Source organism: Variovorax sp. P1_H2 (assembly GCF_056405295.1).
Map to the genome: position 1 here is coordinate 25,552 of NZ_JBFUCJ010000003.1, position 16,126 is coordinate 41,677.

Consider the following 16,126-nt stretch of genomic DNA (forward strand, 5'->3'; position numbering starts at 1 on the left):
GTGGCCCATAATTTTCAACATGACGACCACTGCATTCTCCCGCTACGCACGCGTGCTCTCGATCGCCGGCTCCGACAGCGGCGGCGGCGCCGGCATCCAGGCCGACCTGAAGACCTTCTCGGCGCTGGGCTGCTACGGGATGACCGCGATCACCGCGCTGACGGCGCAGAACACGCTCGGCGTGTCGGGCATCCACGGCGTGCCGCCGGCCTTCCTGAAGGCGCAGATCCAGGCGGTGGTCGAGGACATCGGCGTCGACGCGGTCAAGCTCGGCATGCTGCATGCGCCCGAGATCGTCGAGGTGGTGGCCTGGGCCATCGACCACTACAAGCTGCCCAACGTGGTGCTCGATCCGGTCATGGTCGCCACCAGCGGCGACCGGCTCATCGCGGCCGAGACGGTGGCCGTGCTGGTGCGCGAACTGTTCCCGCGGGCAGTGGTCGTCACGCCCAACCTGGACGAGGCCGCGCTGCTGATCGGCCATGCCATCGATGGCGTCGATGCGCTCGACGATGCGGCCACCGAGCTGCTCGCGCTCGGCGCCCATGCCGTCCTGCTCAAGGGCGGCCACCTGCCGGGCGACGACGTGGTCGACCTGCTGGCGGAGGCCGACGGCGAACGCCTGCGGCTTTCTTCCAACCGCATCCAGAGCCGCAACTTGCATGGCACGGGCTGCACGCTGTCGTCGGCCATCGCATCGCATCTGGCGCTCGGTTACGCGCTGCCCGAAGCGGTGGAACGCGCACGCGGCTACGTGGTCGCGGCCATGGCGGCCGGGGCGGACTTCAAGGTCGGTTCGGGTCACGGCCCCCTCAACCATGGCTTCGCGCCAGTGCCGAGCGTTCGCCTGCCGGCGCCGGACGCGTGAGCCGGACGCGGCCGGATTCGCCGAGCGGCGTCAGGGCCTCGTTGGCACCGGCCGAGCTCGTTTCATGGGTTGTGTTTGCCATCCATTTGCTCCGTGCAAAGTGTTTGGCAGGTGGGCAAGGCCGGCAGCCCGACCGCCGCGCGAGACAACGTGGCGGCCGCCGGACCAGCTTCCCTGCGCGAGGATTGCCTCAAGACCCAAAGATAAACTTTGTGGTCCCTGGCGGTTCAGGGCGAGCGGTCCGACTTCCGCGTCACCTTGTCCCACCAGCAGGTTCAAAGGGTTTTCTCTCAGCCGGGCCGGCGAGCCGACACAGCACCCCTAGCGAATGGCCATTGTAGGCGGCACGGATGATCGAGGGCACGTGTTCAAGAAGCTGCGCGGCACGTTCGACCAGCGGCGCGCACCTGTACAGCAGCGAGCCCGAGAAGAACGGGTTGAGCTACTTCATGGATGCCGCGCAGTACCTTCGCCTGCCGTTCGCCCGGGTGGTGTGCGAGGCTGAGCTACGCTGGCCGCCGCCGAAGGTTCGCGGTCGTCGAGTGATGTAAATCATCGACCAGGTGCGCGTCGCCCGAGGGTACTTAAAAAAATGAAAAGTAGTTTTTTTTCTGAAAAGAGAAACTTTCAGACAAATCTCATGGACGCACAGAATATGAATGGAGAAGCTTTGCCGGTCTAAAAAACTGGAGAAGAAGTGAATTCTTTTGTACGTTGGTTGTTCGCGGTCGCTTTGCTCTGCATGGCGAATTTGAGTAGCGCCGCCAATCTACCGCCGGGCTATTCTCTATATCCGGGTCAAGGAATCTATTCGGACGATCGCCAATATGTCCTCATCATGCAGGGTGATGGAAATCTTGTGTACTACAGGACTTCCGACTGGGCCGTCCGCTGGGCCTCCTACACCAATGGTAAGGGCGGGTATGTTGCTCCGATGCAGGGGGACGGAAATTTCGTCGTGTACAACAGTGGATGGGGCGCGCTTTGGAATGCAGCCACTCAAAATCATCCTGGCGCCTATCTCTCGGCCCAGAATGATGGCAATCTCGTAATTTACTGGAACGGGCAGGCGCTTTGGAATATCGGCCAGGACCCGGATTTGATTAAGCCGGAGCCGAGACAGGCGGGTGACGTGRTAGGCCGCACCCTCGCAAGCTTCGTTGCCTTTCCTGGGCATCTCGGTTTCTTCGATGGAGGCAACATCTATCAAGTGATGAATGAGCCGCAAGTCGTTCAGTATGTGACGGTCGATAACTTCAAGGCAACAGTGGCATATCAGGGGCCTACCGGTTACTGGGGTGCGGGCTATCCGAACATTCCAAATTACTATGTCAAGGGGTGCTTCGACACGGTTTGCTATAACACCGGTCAGGTGTGGAGCAGCCGTAGCGCTATGGTTATGCGCGCGTTCCAGATATGGCAACTGGGTGCCAAGTACACGCTGGTGTTCACGGCGACCCCCGCCCTGCCGAGAACAGCAACTGAGGGTGCGCAACAGGGCTTGTATCGCTGTGACACATACGTTCTCGATATCTATAGTATCTACAACGCTGGCGGTCAAACGGATATAAAAGGAAATCCAGTTCAGGTGAACTACAACGCGGCGTACGATCGATGGGTTTCCTTCGTAAACTACACCTTGCGACAAACTGTCCTTCCGACAGTCGTGTTCCAGCTTCTAAAGACATACGCGGGATAAGCCAGATGAAAAAATTTCATTGGATACTGCTCGCCATATTTTGTGCAACCGGGGTAGCCTTTGCCCTTTATCGCAATGACCAGTCGCAGACCGACCTCTCAGCGACGAAGCAGCTTGGCGCTCCGTTCGCTGGCACGAGCGCCCCTCGGCCAGACGGCGCCGCCGAATATCAAACCAACGTAGCAATTGCGGCCTCAAAAATCGACGATCAGAATCCCTTGCGCTCCTATAAACCGATGCCAGGAATCGCTGGACGCATTGCGTTGGAGGAAATGTTCGCGAAGGGCATTCCCGCGACCCCTCAATCAGCAAGATTAGTCCTTGGGCTCTTGCACGGCGGTCAATTGAGTGACGAAGAAAAGATCGCAATGGTTTCTATTCTTTCCGCGATTCATAACCGGGAGAACACATCTGGTGCGAATCTGGAAATCGCGCTTGAATTGAAAAAACTCGCTGCCGATCCGAACAAGCAGATTGCAGCCTATGCCGCGACGGACTACGCAAGATTGGAATATCTGCCGGACACCGAGTACGTGTTGAAAGATGCCCTGAAAAGCGGCGCTTTAGACGCCGACTCGTATTTTCGCGAAATGGCACATCTAATCACCAGCGCGCCACCCGAGAAGCAAAAGGAGTTCCTGGCGGAAATTGGGGCGTCGAAGAATCCGCTCGCCTCCTCGATTCTGGCGAATGCGCTCAATAGCGGCCAGGACTTCAACGCCGCGCCGTTCCTGAAGTCTTCCGCCGACATGGCGAAGCTACTGCGAGACACCGAACCCCAATTTGACAATGCGGTCGGGAAGTTTGGGGGGGTGGATGGCTTGCGCTATAACGACTGGCTGCGCGCGAGCGCCGCCATCGAAAGCCAAAAGACCGGGCAAAGCATGGATGACATCATCGTCGCCAAGTTGAGCGAGCCGAGCACCGATGCGCGCAAGGTGCTGTCCTATCTGTCGTCACCCGAGGCGATGCCGTTGCTTGCGGAGGCGGCGCCAGATTCGCAGGTGCAGAAGTTGGCAGCGACTGCCCGGCTCCAGTCCAACCAGAACCCGGGCAACACCTACATGGCGCAACTCGCGGACCAGATCGAGGCGCGCATGACGAACCCGCCGCCTGCGGTCACCAAGCCCGTATTCACCCCGCCCACCGGGCCGGTGATGCCTCCAACGCTAACACCCCAAGCGCCGCAGACCATGCCTCGACGCTAGGGCTCACGCCAGTCTGATCAACCAAGAAAATGAAAGTCCGAGGTGCTCAACGCCTTGGGTTTTTCTGGCCTGCGGATGGCGGCATGTAGGAATAGAGGTTGACGGGATTGCCCTGAGCTACCACGCTTGAACTTTGTGTTGACGTTGCGTAGAGAAGGAGTTTCCATGACGCGCCAAGTCCCGTATCCCCATCCCGGCGAGATCCTTGCCGAGGAGTTTTTGAAGCCCGCCGGCATCACGGCGTACCGGCTCGCGAAGTCGATCCATGTGCCACTCACGCGCGTTGCCGCCATCTTGGACGGTGCGCGCGGAATTTCTGCCGATACCGCGTTGCGACTGTCACGCTTTTTCGGCCTGAGCGACTGTTTCTGGACGAACCTCCAAGCCGCATACGACACGGCGATGGCAAAGGATGAACTCGGCGACGAATTGGCGACGATCGAGCAATTCGATTTCGCTTGAACATTACCTCAGTCAGGTTCAAAGGGACTCTCTCAGCCGGCTTGCGACAGTCGGTCGCGGGCCGGCACCCCTAGCGTTGCTTCCGTCAGGCGAAGCAGCTTGGATTGTAGAGCCGGCGGCGGCCGGCGGTGGGCCCGGCGCTAGACGCCAAAGGCGCTCGCGGCAGGCGCCGTGCGCGGATCGTCGGGCGCGACCAGCGGCCCGATGAAGCGCCGAACCCCGATCGAGACCCCCCAGAACAGCGCCGTGATCAGGGCCGCCAAGGCCAGCCCGGCCGGGATGTCGAGCGGAAAATGCACGCCGACGTAGATGCGCGCCCAGCCTGTGACGAGCGCGATCGCGAAGACCGCCAGTCCCATCCGCCGCAGGCCGGGCCGAAGGAGCATCACCAGGGCCAATGTGAACATCACCGCCGCATGGGCGCTGGGCAGGGAGCCCCTGGCCCCGTGCCCGATGTAGCTCGGGCTCAGGCCCGCGAAGAAGGGCCTCGGCAGCTTGGTGGCATTGGCCAGGGCGTGCGCCGCGACGGCAGCGACCGCCGTGGCGACCAGGGCCGCCATCGCATAGCTGCGTTGCGCCGGCTGACGCCAGGCGACCGCCGCAAGAAGGGCCAGGCAGACCCAGGACGACCCCTCGGCCACCCGGGTCGCGAACCACAGGAGGTGCGCGTTGGGCACGTAGCCCGCCCCGATCCATTGGAAGAGGGCGAGGTTGAGTGGCTGCATGGCGCCGATCCTAGGACCCGGGAGTGTCGCCAGCATGAACACCGCGTTCATGCCAGGTTCAGGGTCGAAAGCCATGCGTGTGCAGGGCCACGCAAAGCGGATGCGGGATCAATGCGCGACGCCGAGGAGCGTGTGCAGCCGTGTGCTGGTGGTCGTGTATTGAAGCGGAATCGCCTTGTCGGGAAACACGATGGCCGTCGCTCCCCAGGCCGCCAGGGTGGCTTCGTGGAAGCCGCAGACGATCAGCTTCTTCTTGCCGGGGTAGGTGTTGATGTCGCCGACGGCGAACACGCCGCGCTCCCGCGTCTCGTACTTCTCGGTGTCGACCGGAACCTGCTTGCGTTCGAGGGCGAGGCCCCAGTCGGCGATCGGCCCCAGGCGCGGCGAGATTCCGAGGCAGCCGATCAGGGTGTCGAAGGGCAGTGCCACGGTCTGGGCGTCCGGCGTCGCGACCCGGAGCTGCGTGTCGTCGAAGCCCACGGGCTGCCCGACCTGCAGGCGAATGGCGCCGGCCGCGATGCGCTCGCGCACTGTGGCGACAGTGGCCTCGTCGGCCTGGAAGACGTCGCGGCGGTGGAGCAGCGTGACGCTCTTCGCGAGCGGCGCCAGTGCCAGCGCGGTATCCAGCGCGGCGTCGTCGCCGCCATGCACGATCACCAATTGYCCGGCAAAGCGATCGAGTGCGTCCGGGTGGTAGAAGAGCTTCGAGCCTTCCAGGCTATCGATGCCGTCGACCGCGATCCGCCGGGGCACGAAAGCGCCGACACCGGCCGCGATGAAGACGGTCCTGCAGAGGAACGTGCTGCCGCGCGACGTGCCCAGCAGCAGCCGGCCGTCGTCCTGGCGCGCCAGCGTCGCGACCTGTTCGCCGAAATGGAATTGCGGCTTGAACGGCGCGATCTGCTGCAGCAGCGATTCGACCAGCCCGCGGCCGGTCGTCACGGGCGTGCCGGGAATGTCGTAGATCGGCTTGTCGCCATAGAGCGTGACGCATTGCCCGCCGGCCTGGGACTGGGCATCGACGATGTGGCAGGCGATTTCGAGCAGTCCGAGCTGAAAGGCCTGGAACAGCCCGACCGGGCCCGCGCCGATGATCAGCGCATCGGTTTCGATGGGGAGCGCGGCAGCCACTTCCCTCAGCGGATCAGCTCACCGATCTTGTCGGTCTTGTCTTTCCACTCTTCGGCATCAGGCAGCGCCGGCTTGCGCTTGGTGATGCTCTTCCAGCCGTCGGCCAGGGCCAGTTCGGCGTTGAGCTTGATGAAGGCCAGTTGATTCGCCGGCAGGTCCTCCTCGGCGTAGATCGCGTTGACCGGGCATTCGGGGATGCAGACCGCGCAGTCGATGCACTCGTCGGGGTCGATCACCAGCATGTTCGGCCCTTCACGGAAGCAGTCGACCGGACAGACGTCGACGCAATCGGTGTATTTGCAGCGGATGCAGGATTCGGAGACGACGTGGGTCATGGTCTTGGCTAACGGGAGGAATGATCGGGGAAACCCCGAATTTTAGGCCTTTGCGGCGGCGGGCCGCACCAGCACGGCGGCGGAGGTCCGGTGCGAGGCGGTATCGACCAGGATCAGCGAACCCAGGGCGCGCGATTGCGTGAAGGGCAGCACGGCCAGCGGCTGCTGCAGCGACAGCACGACGTCGCCGATCGCATTGGCCTCCAGTTGGTCGGTCGGCTCGGCGTCGAGGGTCGTGATGTTGACCCGGTCGACGATCCGCGCTACCTTGGCCTTGACCCAGCGATGGCCCTGCAGCGCCCAGTAGACCCGGCCGGCCACCAGCGGCTCGTCGTCGAGCCAGGCGACCGTGGCGGTGATCTCGCGCACCGGTTCGAAGGCGTCGGGCGCCAGCAGCCAGTCGCCGCGCGAGACGTCGAGTTCACGGTCGAGCACGATGCCGGCGCTGTGGCCCGCATGCACCGCCTTGGGCGCGCGCGTGTGGCTCAGCACCTGCGCCACGGTGGCGTGCTGGTTGCTCGGCAGCACCGTGATGCGCTGGCCGGGCTCGATGTGCCCGCTGGCGACCCGGCCCCAGAACACGCGGCGCCCGCGCGAGGTGTCGGCCGAGGCCGAGAACTTCTCGACCCACTGCACCGGGAAAGCGAAGGGAACGGCCTCGTCCTGCGCGGTGACCGGCAGTTGCTCGAGCAGTTCGAGCAGGCTCGGGCCTTGGTAGCCGGCCCAGGCGGGGTGGCGCGAAGCCACGTTCCAGCCCTTGAGCGCCGAGATCGGCACCGTGGCGGCGACCTGCACGCCGGCGGCTTCGGCAAAGTCCCTGAGCGCCGCCGAGATGCGCTCGAAGGCGAGCTCGGCATCGTCGATGGCATCGAGCTTGTTGACCGCGAAGACGATCGACTGGACGCGCAGCAGGTGGCACAGCAGCGTGTGGCGGCGGGTCTGCGGCAGCAGCTCGCGCTTGACCACTTCGCCATCGCCGACTTCGGCGGCCCAGGCCAGCTTGGTGGCGTCGACCAGCACCACGGCGGCGTCGGCGCTGGAGGCGGCCGTGACCATGTTGCGGGTGTATTGCTCGTGGCCCGGTGCGTCGCCGATCACGAACTTGCGATGGGCGGTCGAGAAATAGCGGTAGGCGACATCGATGGTGATGCCCTGCTCGCGCTCGGCCGAGAGGCCGTCGGTGAGCAGCGCGAGATCGGTCTCGCCGCCGCGCTGGACGCCGGCCAGCTGGTCCTGCAACACGGTCTTGCTGTCGACCAGCAGGCGGCCGATGAGCGTGCTCTTGCCGTCGTCGACGCTGCCGCAAGTGATGAAGCGCAGGGCGGCGCCGGTCTCGGCGTCCTGTTGAAGGGTTGAAGTCGTCGCGTTCATGGTCGTTCTCTGCAATCCGCTGTCTGTTCGTGAAACACCGAGGAACCGGCTCCGCCGGGCCTCTGGTGTTGCCCCCGGCAGGGGGTGGGCGCCCGACACGAGGTGCGGGCAACCTGGGGGCGAGCTAAAAATACCCGTCTTTCTTGCGCTTTTCCATGGACGCTTCGGACGTCTTGTCGTCCATCCGCGTGGCACCGCGTTCGCTGACATCGGCGGCCAGCGTCTCGATCACCACGTCGCCGGCGTCGGCCGCGAGGCTGTCGACCGGGCAGGTGCAGGTGATGTCGCCGACGGTGCGGAAGCGCACGTCGCGCACTTCGACCTGCTCGCCGTCGCGCGTCGGCGTGAGTTCGGTCACCGGCACCAGCAGGCCGCGGCGCTCGACCACTTCGCGCTTGTGCGTGTAGTAGATCGAGGGCAGGGCGATATGCTCGCGCTCGATGTACTGCCAGACGTCGAGTTCGGTCCAGTTCGAGATCGGGAACACGCGGAAGTGCTCGCCCGGTGCCAGGCGGGTGTTGAACAGCGTCCACAGCTCGGGCCGCTGGTCCTTCGGCTGCCATTGGCCGAAGCTGTCGCGGTGCGAGAAGATCCGTTCCTTGGCGCGCGCCTTTTCTTCGTCGCGGCGGGCGCCGCCGATCAGCGCGTCGAAGCGGAATTCCTCGATCGCCTCGAGCAGCGTGACCGACTGGTGCACGTTGCGCGATTCGCCCGGATGGGCGAGGCGCACCGTGCCGCGCTTCATCGAATCCTCGACGTTGCGCACGATCAGCTCGGCACCGAGCTCCTTGGCGCGGGCGTCGCGGAAGGCCGTCACTTCGGGGAAGTTGTGGCCGGTGTCGATCATCAGCAGCGGGTAGGGGATGCGGCCGATGCCGAAGGCCTTCTCGGCGCACTTCAGCAGCACCAGCGAATCCTTGCCGCCCGAGAACAGCAAGGTCGGCCGCTCGAACGAGGCTGCGACCTCGCGCAGGATGAAGATGGTTTCTTCCTCGAGCGCGTCGAGTTGCGTGTTGGACAGGCGCGAGAGCGACTGCGCGGTTTGCAGCAACAGCTCGGAATCGGTACGGGCGTTCATGGAATCGGGGCGCTCAGAGAATGGATCGGATGCGGCGTGGAACATCAGTGCGCGAGGTGCAGACCGCATTCACGGTTGTCCTCGCCCTTGGTCGGATCCAGGTAGTCGAAGTTGTTGGGCAGGCCATGCGCCTGGCAGTAGTCGTGCAGATCCTTCGACGACCAGTGCAGCAGCGGCGCGACCTTGATCAGGCCGTCGGGGTTGATGCTGACCGGCTCCATCTGCGCGCGCACGGCGGTGTCGGTGGCCCGCAGCGCGGTGAACCAGACCTGCGGCGCCATCTCGCGCAGGGCGCGCGCGAAGGGCTCCAGTTTCACCTCCTCGGTGAAGGCGGCGTGGCGCGGATCGTCGAGCGCCGGCGTCGGGCCTTCCACGGCTTCGCGATGCGCCCGCGAACGCCGAGGCACGAAAATGCGCAGATCCAGGTCCAGCAGCTTCGTCACCTCGTCGGCGAAGCGGTAGGTGGCGTCGGTGTTGTAGCCGTTGTCCATCCAGACCACGGGCACGTCGGGCTTCGCGCGCGTGACCATGTGCAGGATCACCGCCTCGAAGGGCCGGAAGTTGGTGGTGATGATCGCCGGCCGGCCCAGGCCGACGGCCCAGTCCACGAGGCCCTCGGCGTTGCGGCCGAACTTGGCGTTGATTTGTGCGAGATCGATGCTCATGTGGCGAGGTTTCCAGTGGGGGCAGGGGCGTGCCGACGGCCCGCTCAGGTACGCGTGAACAACGGCGTGGCTTGCACGGCGTCGCCTTGGTAGAACGCGGCGAAGCGGTCGAACTGGCGCTGGGCCGCGGAGGCGTCGACGCCTTCCCTCAGCACCGCGCTCGAAAAGCCCATGCGTTGCATCTGCACCAGCTGGTCGATCAGGACGTCGCCGGTGGCGCGGATGTCGCCCTTGAAACCGAGGCGCCGGCGCAGCAGGAAAGCCTGGCTGTAGGCGCGGCCGTCGGTGAACTTCGGGAACTCGAGGTCGATGCGATCGACGTCGTCGAGGCAGACCTCGATCGCCAGCGGATCGGCATCGTTGGTCAACTGCAGCACGTTCGGGTCGCCGTTGTCGACGTGGTCTTCGGCGGCGATGAGTGTCAAGGTGCGGGTCATGCGGCCACCTCGACCTTGAAGCGGGCGCCGTTGGCGGCGGCCTTGAAGGGTTCGATGCCGACCCGGCGCAGCGCGTCGATGAAGGTCTCGCCGGCTTCGCGGGTGTCGCGGTAGGTGTTGAGCACGGCCTCGATCACGTCCGGCACTTCGGCCGCCGAAAACGACGGGCCGACCACCTTGCCGGGCTGCGGCGCGCCGCTGAGCGCGGAGCCGTCGGAGCCGCCGAGCGTCACCTGGTACCACTCCTTGCCGTCCTTGTCGACGCCGAGGATGCCGATGTGGCCGCTGTGGTGGTGGCCGCACGAGTTGATGCAGCCGCTGATGTGGAGGTCGATCTCGCCGAGGTCGTCGAGCTCGTCGAGGTCCTGGTAGCGCTCGGTGATCGCTTCGGCGATCGGGATCGAGCGCGCATTGGCCAGGGCGCAGAAGTCACCGCCGGGGCAAGCGATCATGTCGGTCAGCAGGTGCACGTTGGCGCTGGCGAAGCCGGCCTCACGGGCGGCGAGCCACAGCGCGTGCAGGTCTTCGGCATGGACCCAGGGCAAGAGCAGGTTCTGGTCGTGGGTGACGCGAGCCTCGCCGGCGCTGAAGCGGTCGGCCAGGCGGGCGGCGGTGTTGAGCTGGTCGGCCGATGCATCGCCGGGCGCCTGCAGGCGGCGCTTGAACGACAGCGTGACTGCGCGCAGCGCGGGGTTCTGGTGCGGCGCCACGTTGCGCTGCAGCCAGCGCGCGAACATCACGTCGTCGGCGGCTTGCGCGCGCAGGTCGGCGTCGGTGGCCTCGGCGCTGCGGAACACCCGGGTGGCCAGCGTCGGCGGCACGAAGGAGGCGCTCACGCGGTCGAGCTCGGCCTGGGTGATGGTGTGCGGCGCACCGTCGTGCTCGATCACCTGCTGGTAYTCGGCCTCGACGTCGTCGATATAGCGCTGCCCCTCGGCCTTGACCAGGATCTTGATGCGCGCCTTGTAGATGTTGTCGCGCCGGCCGTAGCGGTTGTAGACCCGGATCACCGCCTCGAGGTAGTTCATGATCTGGTTCCACGGCAGGAACTCGCGCAGCACGGTGCCGATGATCGGCGTGCGGCCCATGCCGCCGCCCACCTGCACGCGGAAGCCGAGCTCGCCGGCTTCGTTCTTCAGCAGGTGCAGGCCGACGTCATGCCAGCCGGTGGCGGCGCGGTCTTCCTTCGAGCCTGTGATCGCGATCTTGAACTTGCGCGGCAGGAAGGCGAACTCGGGGTGCAGCGTGCTCCACTGGCGCATGATTTCCGCGAACGGGCGCGGGTCGGCGATCTCGTCGACCGCGATGCCGGCACGCTCGTCGCTCGTGATGTTGCGGATGCAGTTGCCGCTGGTCTGGATGCCGTGCATGTCGACCGTGGCCAGCAGGTCCATCACGTCGGCCGACTTGGCGAGCGGGATCCAGTTGTACTGGACGTTCTGGCGCGTCGTGAAGTGGGCGTAGTGGGTCGGCAGCTTGTGCGTGCCGAGCTTGCCCTGGGTCGCCAGCGCGTGCTTGTAGACCTCGGCCTCGGGCTCGTCGTACTCGCGGGCGATCTTCGCCAGCACGCGCAGCTGGCGGCTGGACAGTTCGCCATAGGGCACGGCCACGCGCAGCATCGGCGCGTAGCGCTGGACGTACCAGCCGTTCTGCAGGCGCAGCGGACGGAACTCGTCCTCGGCGAGCTTGCCGCTCTGCCAGCGCTCGAGCTGGTCGCGGAATTGCGCGGCACGCAGGTGCACGAACTGGCGGTCGAAATCTGTGTATTGGTACATCGTGTGTCAGTGGCTGGAAGGCGACGCGTCCACCGCCCGTCAAAGCGAGCGTGGAATGTAAAAGCCAGCCTTATGGAAACAAACTATTTTTTGGTTCGCGCCTTATGCGGATAAGCTTATTTGCCAGTCCCCATGCGGGTTTGCGGGCGATTCGAGGGCTTTTCCGGATAAGGCGGAATCGGTGGGGGACCGTCGATTCTAGGAAAAGCCGGGTGTCGCGATGCACTGCTCGGCGCCCCGCGGATCCCGGCGCAATCTGAAACGGATTGCAACTGAGCTTGTCGGATAGGGCCTAAGCCATATGGACCGCGGGCCGCGAAGGCCTTATCGTTTGCTAATACCTAAGTACTCCAAATGGCAAACGGGGAGATGACGTGCATCGGTCGAAAAGAGGCGAGCTGGCGAAGCTGCGGGGCGAGATGGTGCGCTGCCGCTTGGCCGTGGCTGCCGCGCGCGAAGCATTGGTCGAGCAGCTCGGCGACTTCATGTGCGGGGACGGAACGCCGCCGTGCCAGCAGGATGTCCGGGCGCTGGACCTGCTTTGCGAAGCCCTGGAGGAGGCCGAGGCCGCCTATGCGCGCCGCCTCGCAGCGCCCCCGACGCCTCATTTCGCCGGCTTCCGGCACCGGGTGAGCTGAGCCGGCGGCTCAGAACGAGCCGACGGCCGAGCCGATCACGATCACGGCCACCAGCGCGATCAGCGCGCTCACGATGCCGACCATCACGATGTCGAAGTAGCTGTCGCGGTGCTTGGTGCCGCAGACCGCCAGCAAGGTGACGACCGCGCCGTTGTGCGGCAGGCTGTCGAGGGTGCCGGCACCGATCACCGCCACCCGGTGCATCAAGGCCGGATCGAGGCCCGTGGTGGCGGCCAGTTCCATGAAGGTGCCGCCCAGCGCGTCGAGCGCGATCGTCAGGCCGCCCGAGGCCGAGCCGGTGAGGGCGGCCAGGATGTTGGTCGACAGTGCCAGCGACACCAGTGGTCCGCCGCCGATGCCCAGCACCCATTCGCGGACGATCTCGAAGGCCGGCATCGCCGCCACCACCGCACCGAAGCCCACCAGGCTGGCGACGCAGATCACCGGCAGCACCGAGGCATTGGCCCCGGCATCGACCGTGGCGCGCAGCGAGGGCAGGCGTTTCCAGTTCAGCGCCACCAGCACCGCCATCGCCGCGGCCAGCGCCACCAGCACTGCCCAGACGCCGCCGACGTTGGCCAGGCTGATGCTGCCGAAGCGGACGTCGGCGAGGTAGCCGGTGTCCATGCGCGGCAGCACGACCAGCGCCATCAGCAGGTTGACCACCACCACCACCACCAGCGGCAGCAGCGCCACCACGATGGCGGGCTGGTCGCCGCTGTGCTGGCCATGCTGCACCTCGGCCGGGTCGAAGCTGCCGGCGGTGGTGGCGCGCTCGCGCACCACCGGATCTTCGGCGGCGTCGACGTGGGCGTCCGAGTTCAGGGTGCCGAAGCTCTCGCCGGCCGCGCGGGCCTTCGACTCCGCGCGCCGCAGCCACCACATCCCGAAGCCCAGCATGATGGCCGAGGCGATCACGCCGAGCCCCGGTGCCGCGAAGGCGGTGGTGCCGAAGAAGGGCATCGGGATCGCGTTCTGGATGGCCGGCGTTCCGGGCAGCGCCGACATCGTGAAGGTCGAGGTGCCCAGCGCGATTGCGGCCGGCATCAGGCGGGCCGGTATGTTGGCGGCGCGGAACAGGGCCTGTGCCATCGGCGCCAGCACGAAGAAGGCGACGAACAGGCTGACCCCGCCATAGGTGACCAGCGCGCCGGCCAGCACCACCGCCAGCATCGCCCGCTTCGGACCCAGCTTCTCGGTCATGAAGTGGGCGATGGTCTGCACCGAGCCGCTGTCGTCCATCAGCTTGCCGAACACCGCACCCAGCAGGAACAGCGGGAAGAACTGGGCCAGGAAGCCGGYCGCCGACCCCATGAAGGTCTGGGTCCAGTGGGCCAGCAGCGGCTCGCCGGCGAACAGCGCGGCGATCAGCGCCGCGGCCGGCGCCAGCACCAGCACGCTCCAGCCCCGGTAGGAGAGCCAGATCAGGAGGCCGAGGCCGAGGAAGATGCCTGCGAGTCCCATGGCTCAGACTCCTTCGAGGAGGGCGTCGAGATCGAGCGTCGAGCGCTTGCCGATGTCGCTCTTGTGGGCATCGAGGAAAGCCTGTGCCGAGCGCCGGCCTTCATCGCGCAGCTGGCACAGGAAGGGCCACTCCGAGATCATCTTCGACGAGGCGCCGAGCGCGAGCATGGCGTCGGTGGCGATGCGGTGGATGCGCATGCGGGCCCAGGCGGCGCCTTCGCCGCGTCCCGGATCGGCGACCTGGTGCAGCAGCGCGATCATGCGCAGTTCCTTCAGCAGCGGCGAGTTGAAGGACAGCTCGTTGAGGCGGTTGTTGATCTCGCTCGCGCTGCGTGGCACGCCGGCGCGTTCCACCGGATTGATCTGGATCAGGATGGTGTCGCTCGACTGGCATTCGCGGATCAGCGGCGTCATCGTCGGGTTGCCGGCATAGCCGCCGTCCCAGTACGGATCGCCTTCGATCTCGACCGCGTGGAACATGGTCGGCAGGCAGGCCGACGCCAGCAGCACGTCGGGCGTGAGTTCGGCGTTGCGAAAGACCCGGCCGCGGCCGGTGCGAACGTTGGTCGCAGTCACGAAGAGCTTGATCGGCGAAACCGTCAGGCGCTCGAAGTCGATCAGTTCGGCCAGGATGCCGCGCAGCGGATTCATGCCGCGCGGATTGAGATCGTAGGGCGACCACAGGCGCGTCGCCAGGTCGGCCGCCATGAAGGCCGGTGAGTTGTCGAGCGTCCAGGTCCCGGTCAGCATGTCGATCCAGCTGCGCTTGAACGGGCTGTACTTGGCGGCATCGGAAACCCCGCGCCAGAAGGCGTCGAGCGACTCGCGGGCACCCTCGGCGCCGCCCACCGCATGGCCCGAGGCCAGGGCCGCGGCGTTCATGGCGCCGGCCGAGGTGCCCGAGATACCCTCGAGGCGCAGCCAGGGCTCCTCGAGCAGGCGGTCGAGGACGCCCCAAGTGAAGGCGCCGTGCGAACCACCTCCCTGCAATGCGAGATCAATGGGAAAAGTCTTCAATCAGAACCTCCGATGGCGTAGCGAAGCCGCTGCCTGGCGAGAGTGTCCAGCCGCGCCGTGTCGGCACGGTGTCAGCAGCAAGAATTGCGCCCAGGCGGGCGCAGCGCACGACTTTAAGGGCGTGCTGGTCATTGCGGCAACGTCTTCGTTTGGCTTGCGCAAGCGCGCTTTTCGGCGCCTGAATCAGCGAACTGCAGCGCCAGGGATCGCGCGGAACAGGCTTCGCCGGGCCGCTGGTATCGCCCCCTCGAGGGGGCGGCGCCGCAGGCGCTTCAGGGGAGCTTCAATTCAGTCCGGCAGCCGGCGCACCACCACGGTCGCCTCCAGCCCTTCATAGGCCTCGGGGTCGCCGTACCAGCTGCCCGAGATCGGCGCCGCCAGGGCCGGATCGCGCGCCACGCCGACGCGGATCAGCTGCGAACTGGCCATCAGGTTGTTGGTGGGATCGAAGGCGACCCAGCCGGCGCCCGGCAGGTAGGCGTGAAGCCAGGCGTGCGTGCTGCCCGAGCCGGTGATCGCCTGCCCTGGCTCCGCTTCGCCGGTGTCGAGGGCGGCGTCGTAGAGATAGCCGGAGACGAAACGCGTCGCGACGCCGAGGCGGCGGGCGGCCTCCATCATGAGCAGCGCGTAGTCGCGGCAGCTGCCGCTGCCGAGCGTCAGCGTCTGCAGCGGCGTCTGGGTGCCTTCCTCGTCGCGCGCGGCGTAGCGCAGGCTCTGCCCGATGTGGGCGTTCATGCGCGTCAGCACGTCGCGCGTGCTGTTGGGCTGGTCGGTGTGCAGGAACTGGTGGGCCCAACGGATCAGCGTGCCGTCCGGATCGTCGTGGTGCGGGCGCAGGTAGTGTTCGAGGTCCAGCCGTTCCGCCAGCGAATAGGCGAAGGGCAGCACTTCCGCCGCGGGGTCCAGCGCCAGTTCGTCCGGCGGCGTCGGCACGTGCTCGATCGTGAACGAGCAGACGATGCGCAGCTCGGTCGCCTCGCCCATCGGCTGCACCAGCGCAACCGAGTTGGAGTGCGGGTCCTGGATCATCCGCACGTAGGCCTGCGGGCTGACCTGCAGATCGGTGGCGAGCACCCGCAGGTCGTGGCTGTCGCGCGGCCTGAACATCACGCGGTGCAGTCCGAAGGTGACGGGCGTCCTGTAGCGGTAGACGGTGGTGTGGGTGATGTCGTAGCGAATGGCCATGGGGCATTGTGGCCGCGCCGGCGTTTCGTCCTGTTTGGGGATGCATCCGACCGCGTTGGGGGTGTCAA

At 65.9% G+C, this 16,126-nt stretch carries 17 protein-coding genes; 6 read left to right on the forward strand and 11 right to left on the reverse strand.

Annotation, left to right across the window (positions count from 1 at the left end; genetic code table 11):
* Nucleotides 1-19: 19 nt before the first annotated feature.
* The 5 genes from thiD (at nucleotide 20) to AC1D2E_RS02050 (ending at nucleotide 4,237) form a co-directional block, all read left to right on the forward strand.
* Nucleotides 20-868, forward strand: coding sequence for a bifunctional hydroxymethylpyrimidine kinase/phosphomethylpyrimidine kinase (gene thiD, locus AC1D2E_RS02030; RefSeq protein ID WP_478171545.1), 849 nt, complete (start codon nucleotides 20-22; stop codon nucleotides 866-868).
* Between the two features lie 350 nt (nucleotides 869-1,218).
* On the forward strand, nucleotides 1,219-1,419 hold the full coding sequence (locus tag AC1D2E_RS02035; RefSeq protein WP_478171546.1) for a hypothetical protein: 201 nt from the start codon (nucleotides 1,219-1,221) through the stop codon (nucleotides 1,417-1,419).
* A gap of 146 nt (nucleotides 1,420-1,565) precedes the next feature.
* Nucleotides 1,566-2,567, forward strand: coding sequence for a hypothetical protein (locus tag AC1D2E_RS02040; protein WP_478195846.1), 1,002 nt, complete (start codon nucleotides 1,566-1,568; stop codon nucleotides 2,565-2,567).
* A gap of 5 nt (nucleotides 2,568-2,572) precedes the next feature.
* The gene (locus AC1D2E_RS02045; protein ID WP_478195847.1) at nucleotides 2,573-3,775 is read left to right on the forward strand and encodes a hypothetical protein; all 1,203 of its coding nucleotides are present in this window, start codon (nucleotides 2,573-2,575) and stop codon (nucleotides 3,773-3,775) included.
* Nucleotides 3,776-3,940: 165 nt separating this feature from the next.
* Nucleotides 3,941-4,237: a HigA family addiction module antitoxin gene (locus tag AC1D2E_RS02050; protein ID WP_478171549.1), complete on the forward strand. Its 297-nt coding sequence runs from the start codon at nucleotides 3,941-3,943 to the stop codon at nucleotides 4,235-4,237.
* A gap of 140 nt (nucleotides 4,238-4,377) precedes the next feature.
* Here AC1D2E_RS02050 and AC1D2E_RS02055 read toward each other — a convergent pair whose 3' ends face one another.
* The 8 genes from AC1D2E_RS02055 to AC1D2E_RS02090 form a co-directional block, all read right to left on the reverse strand.
* A complete protein-coding gene (locus AC1D2E_RS02055; protein WP_478195848.1) occupies nucleotides 4,378-4,962 on the reverse strand; it encodes a phosphatase PAP2 family protein in 585 nt (194 codons plus the stop codon).
* Nucleotides 4,963-5,070: 108 nt separating this feature from the next.
* Nucleotides 5,071-6,093: an NAD(P)/FAD-dependent oxidoreductase gene (locus AC1D2E_RS02060; RefSeq protein WP_478195849.1), complete on the reverse strand. Its 1,023-nt coding sequence runs from the start codon at nucleotides 6,091-6,093 to the stop codon at nucleotides 5,071-5,073.
* Nucleotides 6,094-6,098: 5 nt separating this feature from the next.
* Nucleotides 6,099-6,428, reverse strand: a complete 330-nt coding sequence (fdxA, locus tag AC1D2E_RS02065; protein ID WP_478171552.1) for a ferredoxin FdxA — start codon at nucleotides 6,426-6,428, stop codon at nucleotides 6,099-6,101.
* A gap of 42 nt (nucleotides 6,429-6,470) precedes the next feature.
* Complete coding sequence (locus AC1D2E_RS02070) at nucleotides 6,471-7,799, reverse strand: sulfate adenylyltransferase subunit 1 (RefSeq protein ID WP_478195850.1); 1,329 nt, start codon at nucleotides 7,797-7,799, stop codon at nucleotides 6,471-6,473.
* A 124-nt stretch (nucleotides 7,800-7,923) separates the two neighbouring features.
* A complete protein-coding gene (cysD, locus tag AC1D2E_RS02075; RefSeq protein ID WP_478195851.1) occupies nucleotides 7,924-8,877 on the reverse strand; it encodes a sulfate adenylyltransferase subunit CysD in 954 nt (317 codons plus the stop codon).
* Nucleotides 8,878-8,921: 44 nt separating this feature from the next.
* Nucleotides 8,922-9,542: a phosphoadenosine phosphosulfate reductase domain-containing protein gene (locus AC1D2E_RS02080; RefSeq protein ID WP_478195852.1), complete on the reverse strand. Its 621-nt coding sequence runs from the start codon at nucleotides 9,540-9,542 to the stop codon at nucleotides 8,922-8,924.
* A 44-nt stretch (nucleotides 9,543-9,586) separates the two neighbouring features.
* Nucleotides 9,587-9,979, reverse strand: coding sequence for a DUF934 domain-containing protein (locus AC1D2E_RS02085; protein WP_478171556.1), 393 nt, complete (start codon nucleotides 9,977-9,979; stop codon nucleotides 9,587-9,589).
* Nucleotides 9,976-11,754: a nitrite/sulfite reductase gene (locus AC1D2E_RS02090; RefSeq protein ID WP_478195853.1), complete on the reverse strand. Its 1,779-nt coding sequence runs from the start codon at nucleotides 11,752-11,754 to the stop codon at nucleotides 9,976-9,978. Before AC1D2E_RS02090 ends, AC1D2E_RS02085 begins: the two co-directional genes overlap by 4 nt.
* Before the next feature lie 374 nt (nucleotides 11,755-12,128).
* Between AC1D2E_RS02090 and AC1D2E_RS02095 the strand changes: the two genes are divergently transcribed.
* Nucleotides 12,129-12,392: a hypothetical protein gene (locus AC1D2E_RS02095; RefSeq protein WP_478195854.1), complete on the forward strand. Its 264-nt coding sequence runs from the start codon at nucleotides 12,129-12,131 to the stop codon at nucleotides 12,390-12,392.
* A 9-nt stretch (nucleotides 12,393-12,401) separates the two neighbouring features.
* On the opposite strand, the gene AC1D2E_RS02100 is transcribed toward AC1D2E_RS02095, so the two are convergent.
* From AC1D2E_RS02100 to AC1D2E_RS02110, 3 genes are all read right to left on the reverse strand, one after another.
* A complete protein-coding gene (locus AC1D2E_RS02100) occupies nucleotides 12,402-13,856 on the reverse strand; it encodes a GntP family permease (protein ID WP_478195855.1) in 1,455 nt (484 codons plus the stop codon).
* 3 nt (nucleotides 13,857-13,859) lie between these two features.
* Nucleotides 13,860-14,873 (reverse strand): patatin-like phospholipase family protein, encoded by a 1,014-nt coding sequence (locus tag AC1D2E_RS02105; RefSeq protein WP_478195856.1) that lies wholly within the window; start codon nucleotides 14,871-14,873, stop codon nucleotides 13,860-13,862.
* A gap of 288 nt (nucleotides 14,874-15,161) precedes the next feature.
* Entirely contained in the window at nucleotides 15,162-16,058 is an 897-nt protein-coding gene (locus tag AC1D2E_RS02110) for a transglutaminase family protein (RefSeq protein ID WP_478195857.1), read from the reverse strand.
* Nucleotides 16,059-16,126: the final 68 nt, after the last annotated feature.

Bases quoted from the DNA above. Each gene is read 5' to 3' on its own strand.
- AC1D2E_RS02045 (WP_478195847.1), top strand. From the start codon at position 2,573: ATGAAAAAATTTCATTGGATACTGCTCGCCATATTTTGTGCAACCGGG.
- AC1D2E_RS02085 (WP_478171556.1), bottom strand. From the start codon at position 9,979: ATGACCCGCACCTTGACACTCATCGCCGCCGAAGACCACGTCGACAAC.
- AC1D2E_RS02080 (WP_478195852.1), bottom strand. From the start codon at position 9,542: ATGAGCATCGATCTCGCACAAATCAACGCCAAGTTCGGCCGCAACGCC.
- AC1D2E_RS02035 (WP_478171546.1), top strand. From the start codon at position 1,219: ATGATCGAGGGCACGTGTTCAAGAAGCTGCGCGGCACGTTCGACCAGC.
- AC1D2E_RS02055 (WP_478195848.1), bottom strand. From the start codon at position 4,962: ATGCAGCCACTCAACCTCGCCCTCTTCCAATGGATCGGGGCGGGCTAC.
- cysD (WP_478195851.1), bottom strand. From the start codon at position 8,877: ATGAACGCCCGTACCGATTCCGAGCTGTTGCTGCAAACCGCGCAGTCG.
- thiD (WP_478171545.1), top strand. From the start codon at position 20: ATGACGACCACTGCATTCTCCCGCTACGCACGCGTGCTCTCGATCGCC.
- AC1D2E_RS02050 (WP_478171549.1), top strand. From the start codon at position 3,941: ATGACGCGCCAAGTCCCGTATCCCCATCCCGGCGAGATCCTTGCCGAG.
- fdxA (WP_478171552.1), bottom strand. From the start codon at position 6,428: ATGACCCACGTCGTCTCCGAATCCTGCATCCGCTGCAAATACACCGAT.
- AC1D2E_RS02110 (WP_478195857.1), bottom strand. From the start codon at position 16,058: ATGGCCATTCGCTACGACATCACCCACACCACCGTCTACCGCTACAGG.
- AC1D2E_RS02070 (WP_478195850.1), bottom strand. From the start codon at position 7,799: ATGAACGCGACGACTTCAACCCTTCAACAGGACGCCGAGACCGGCGCC.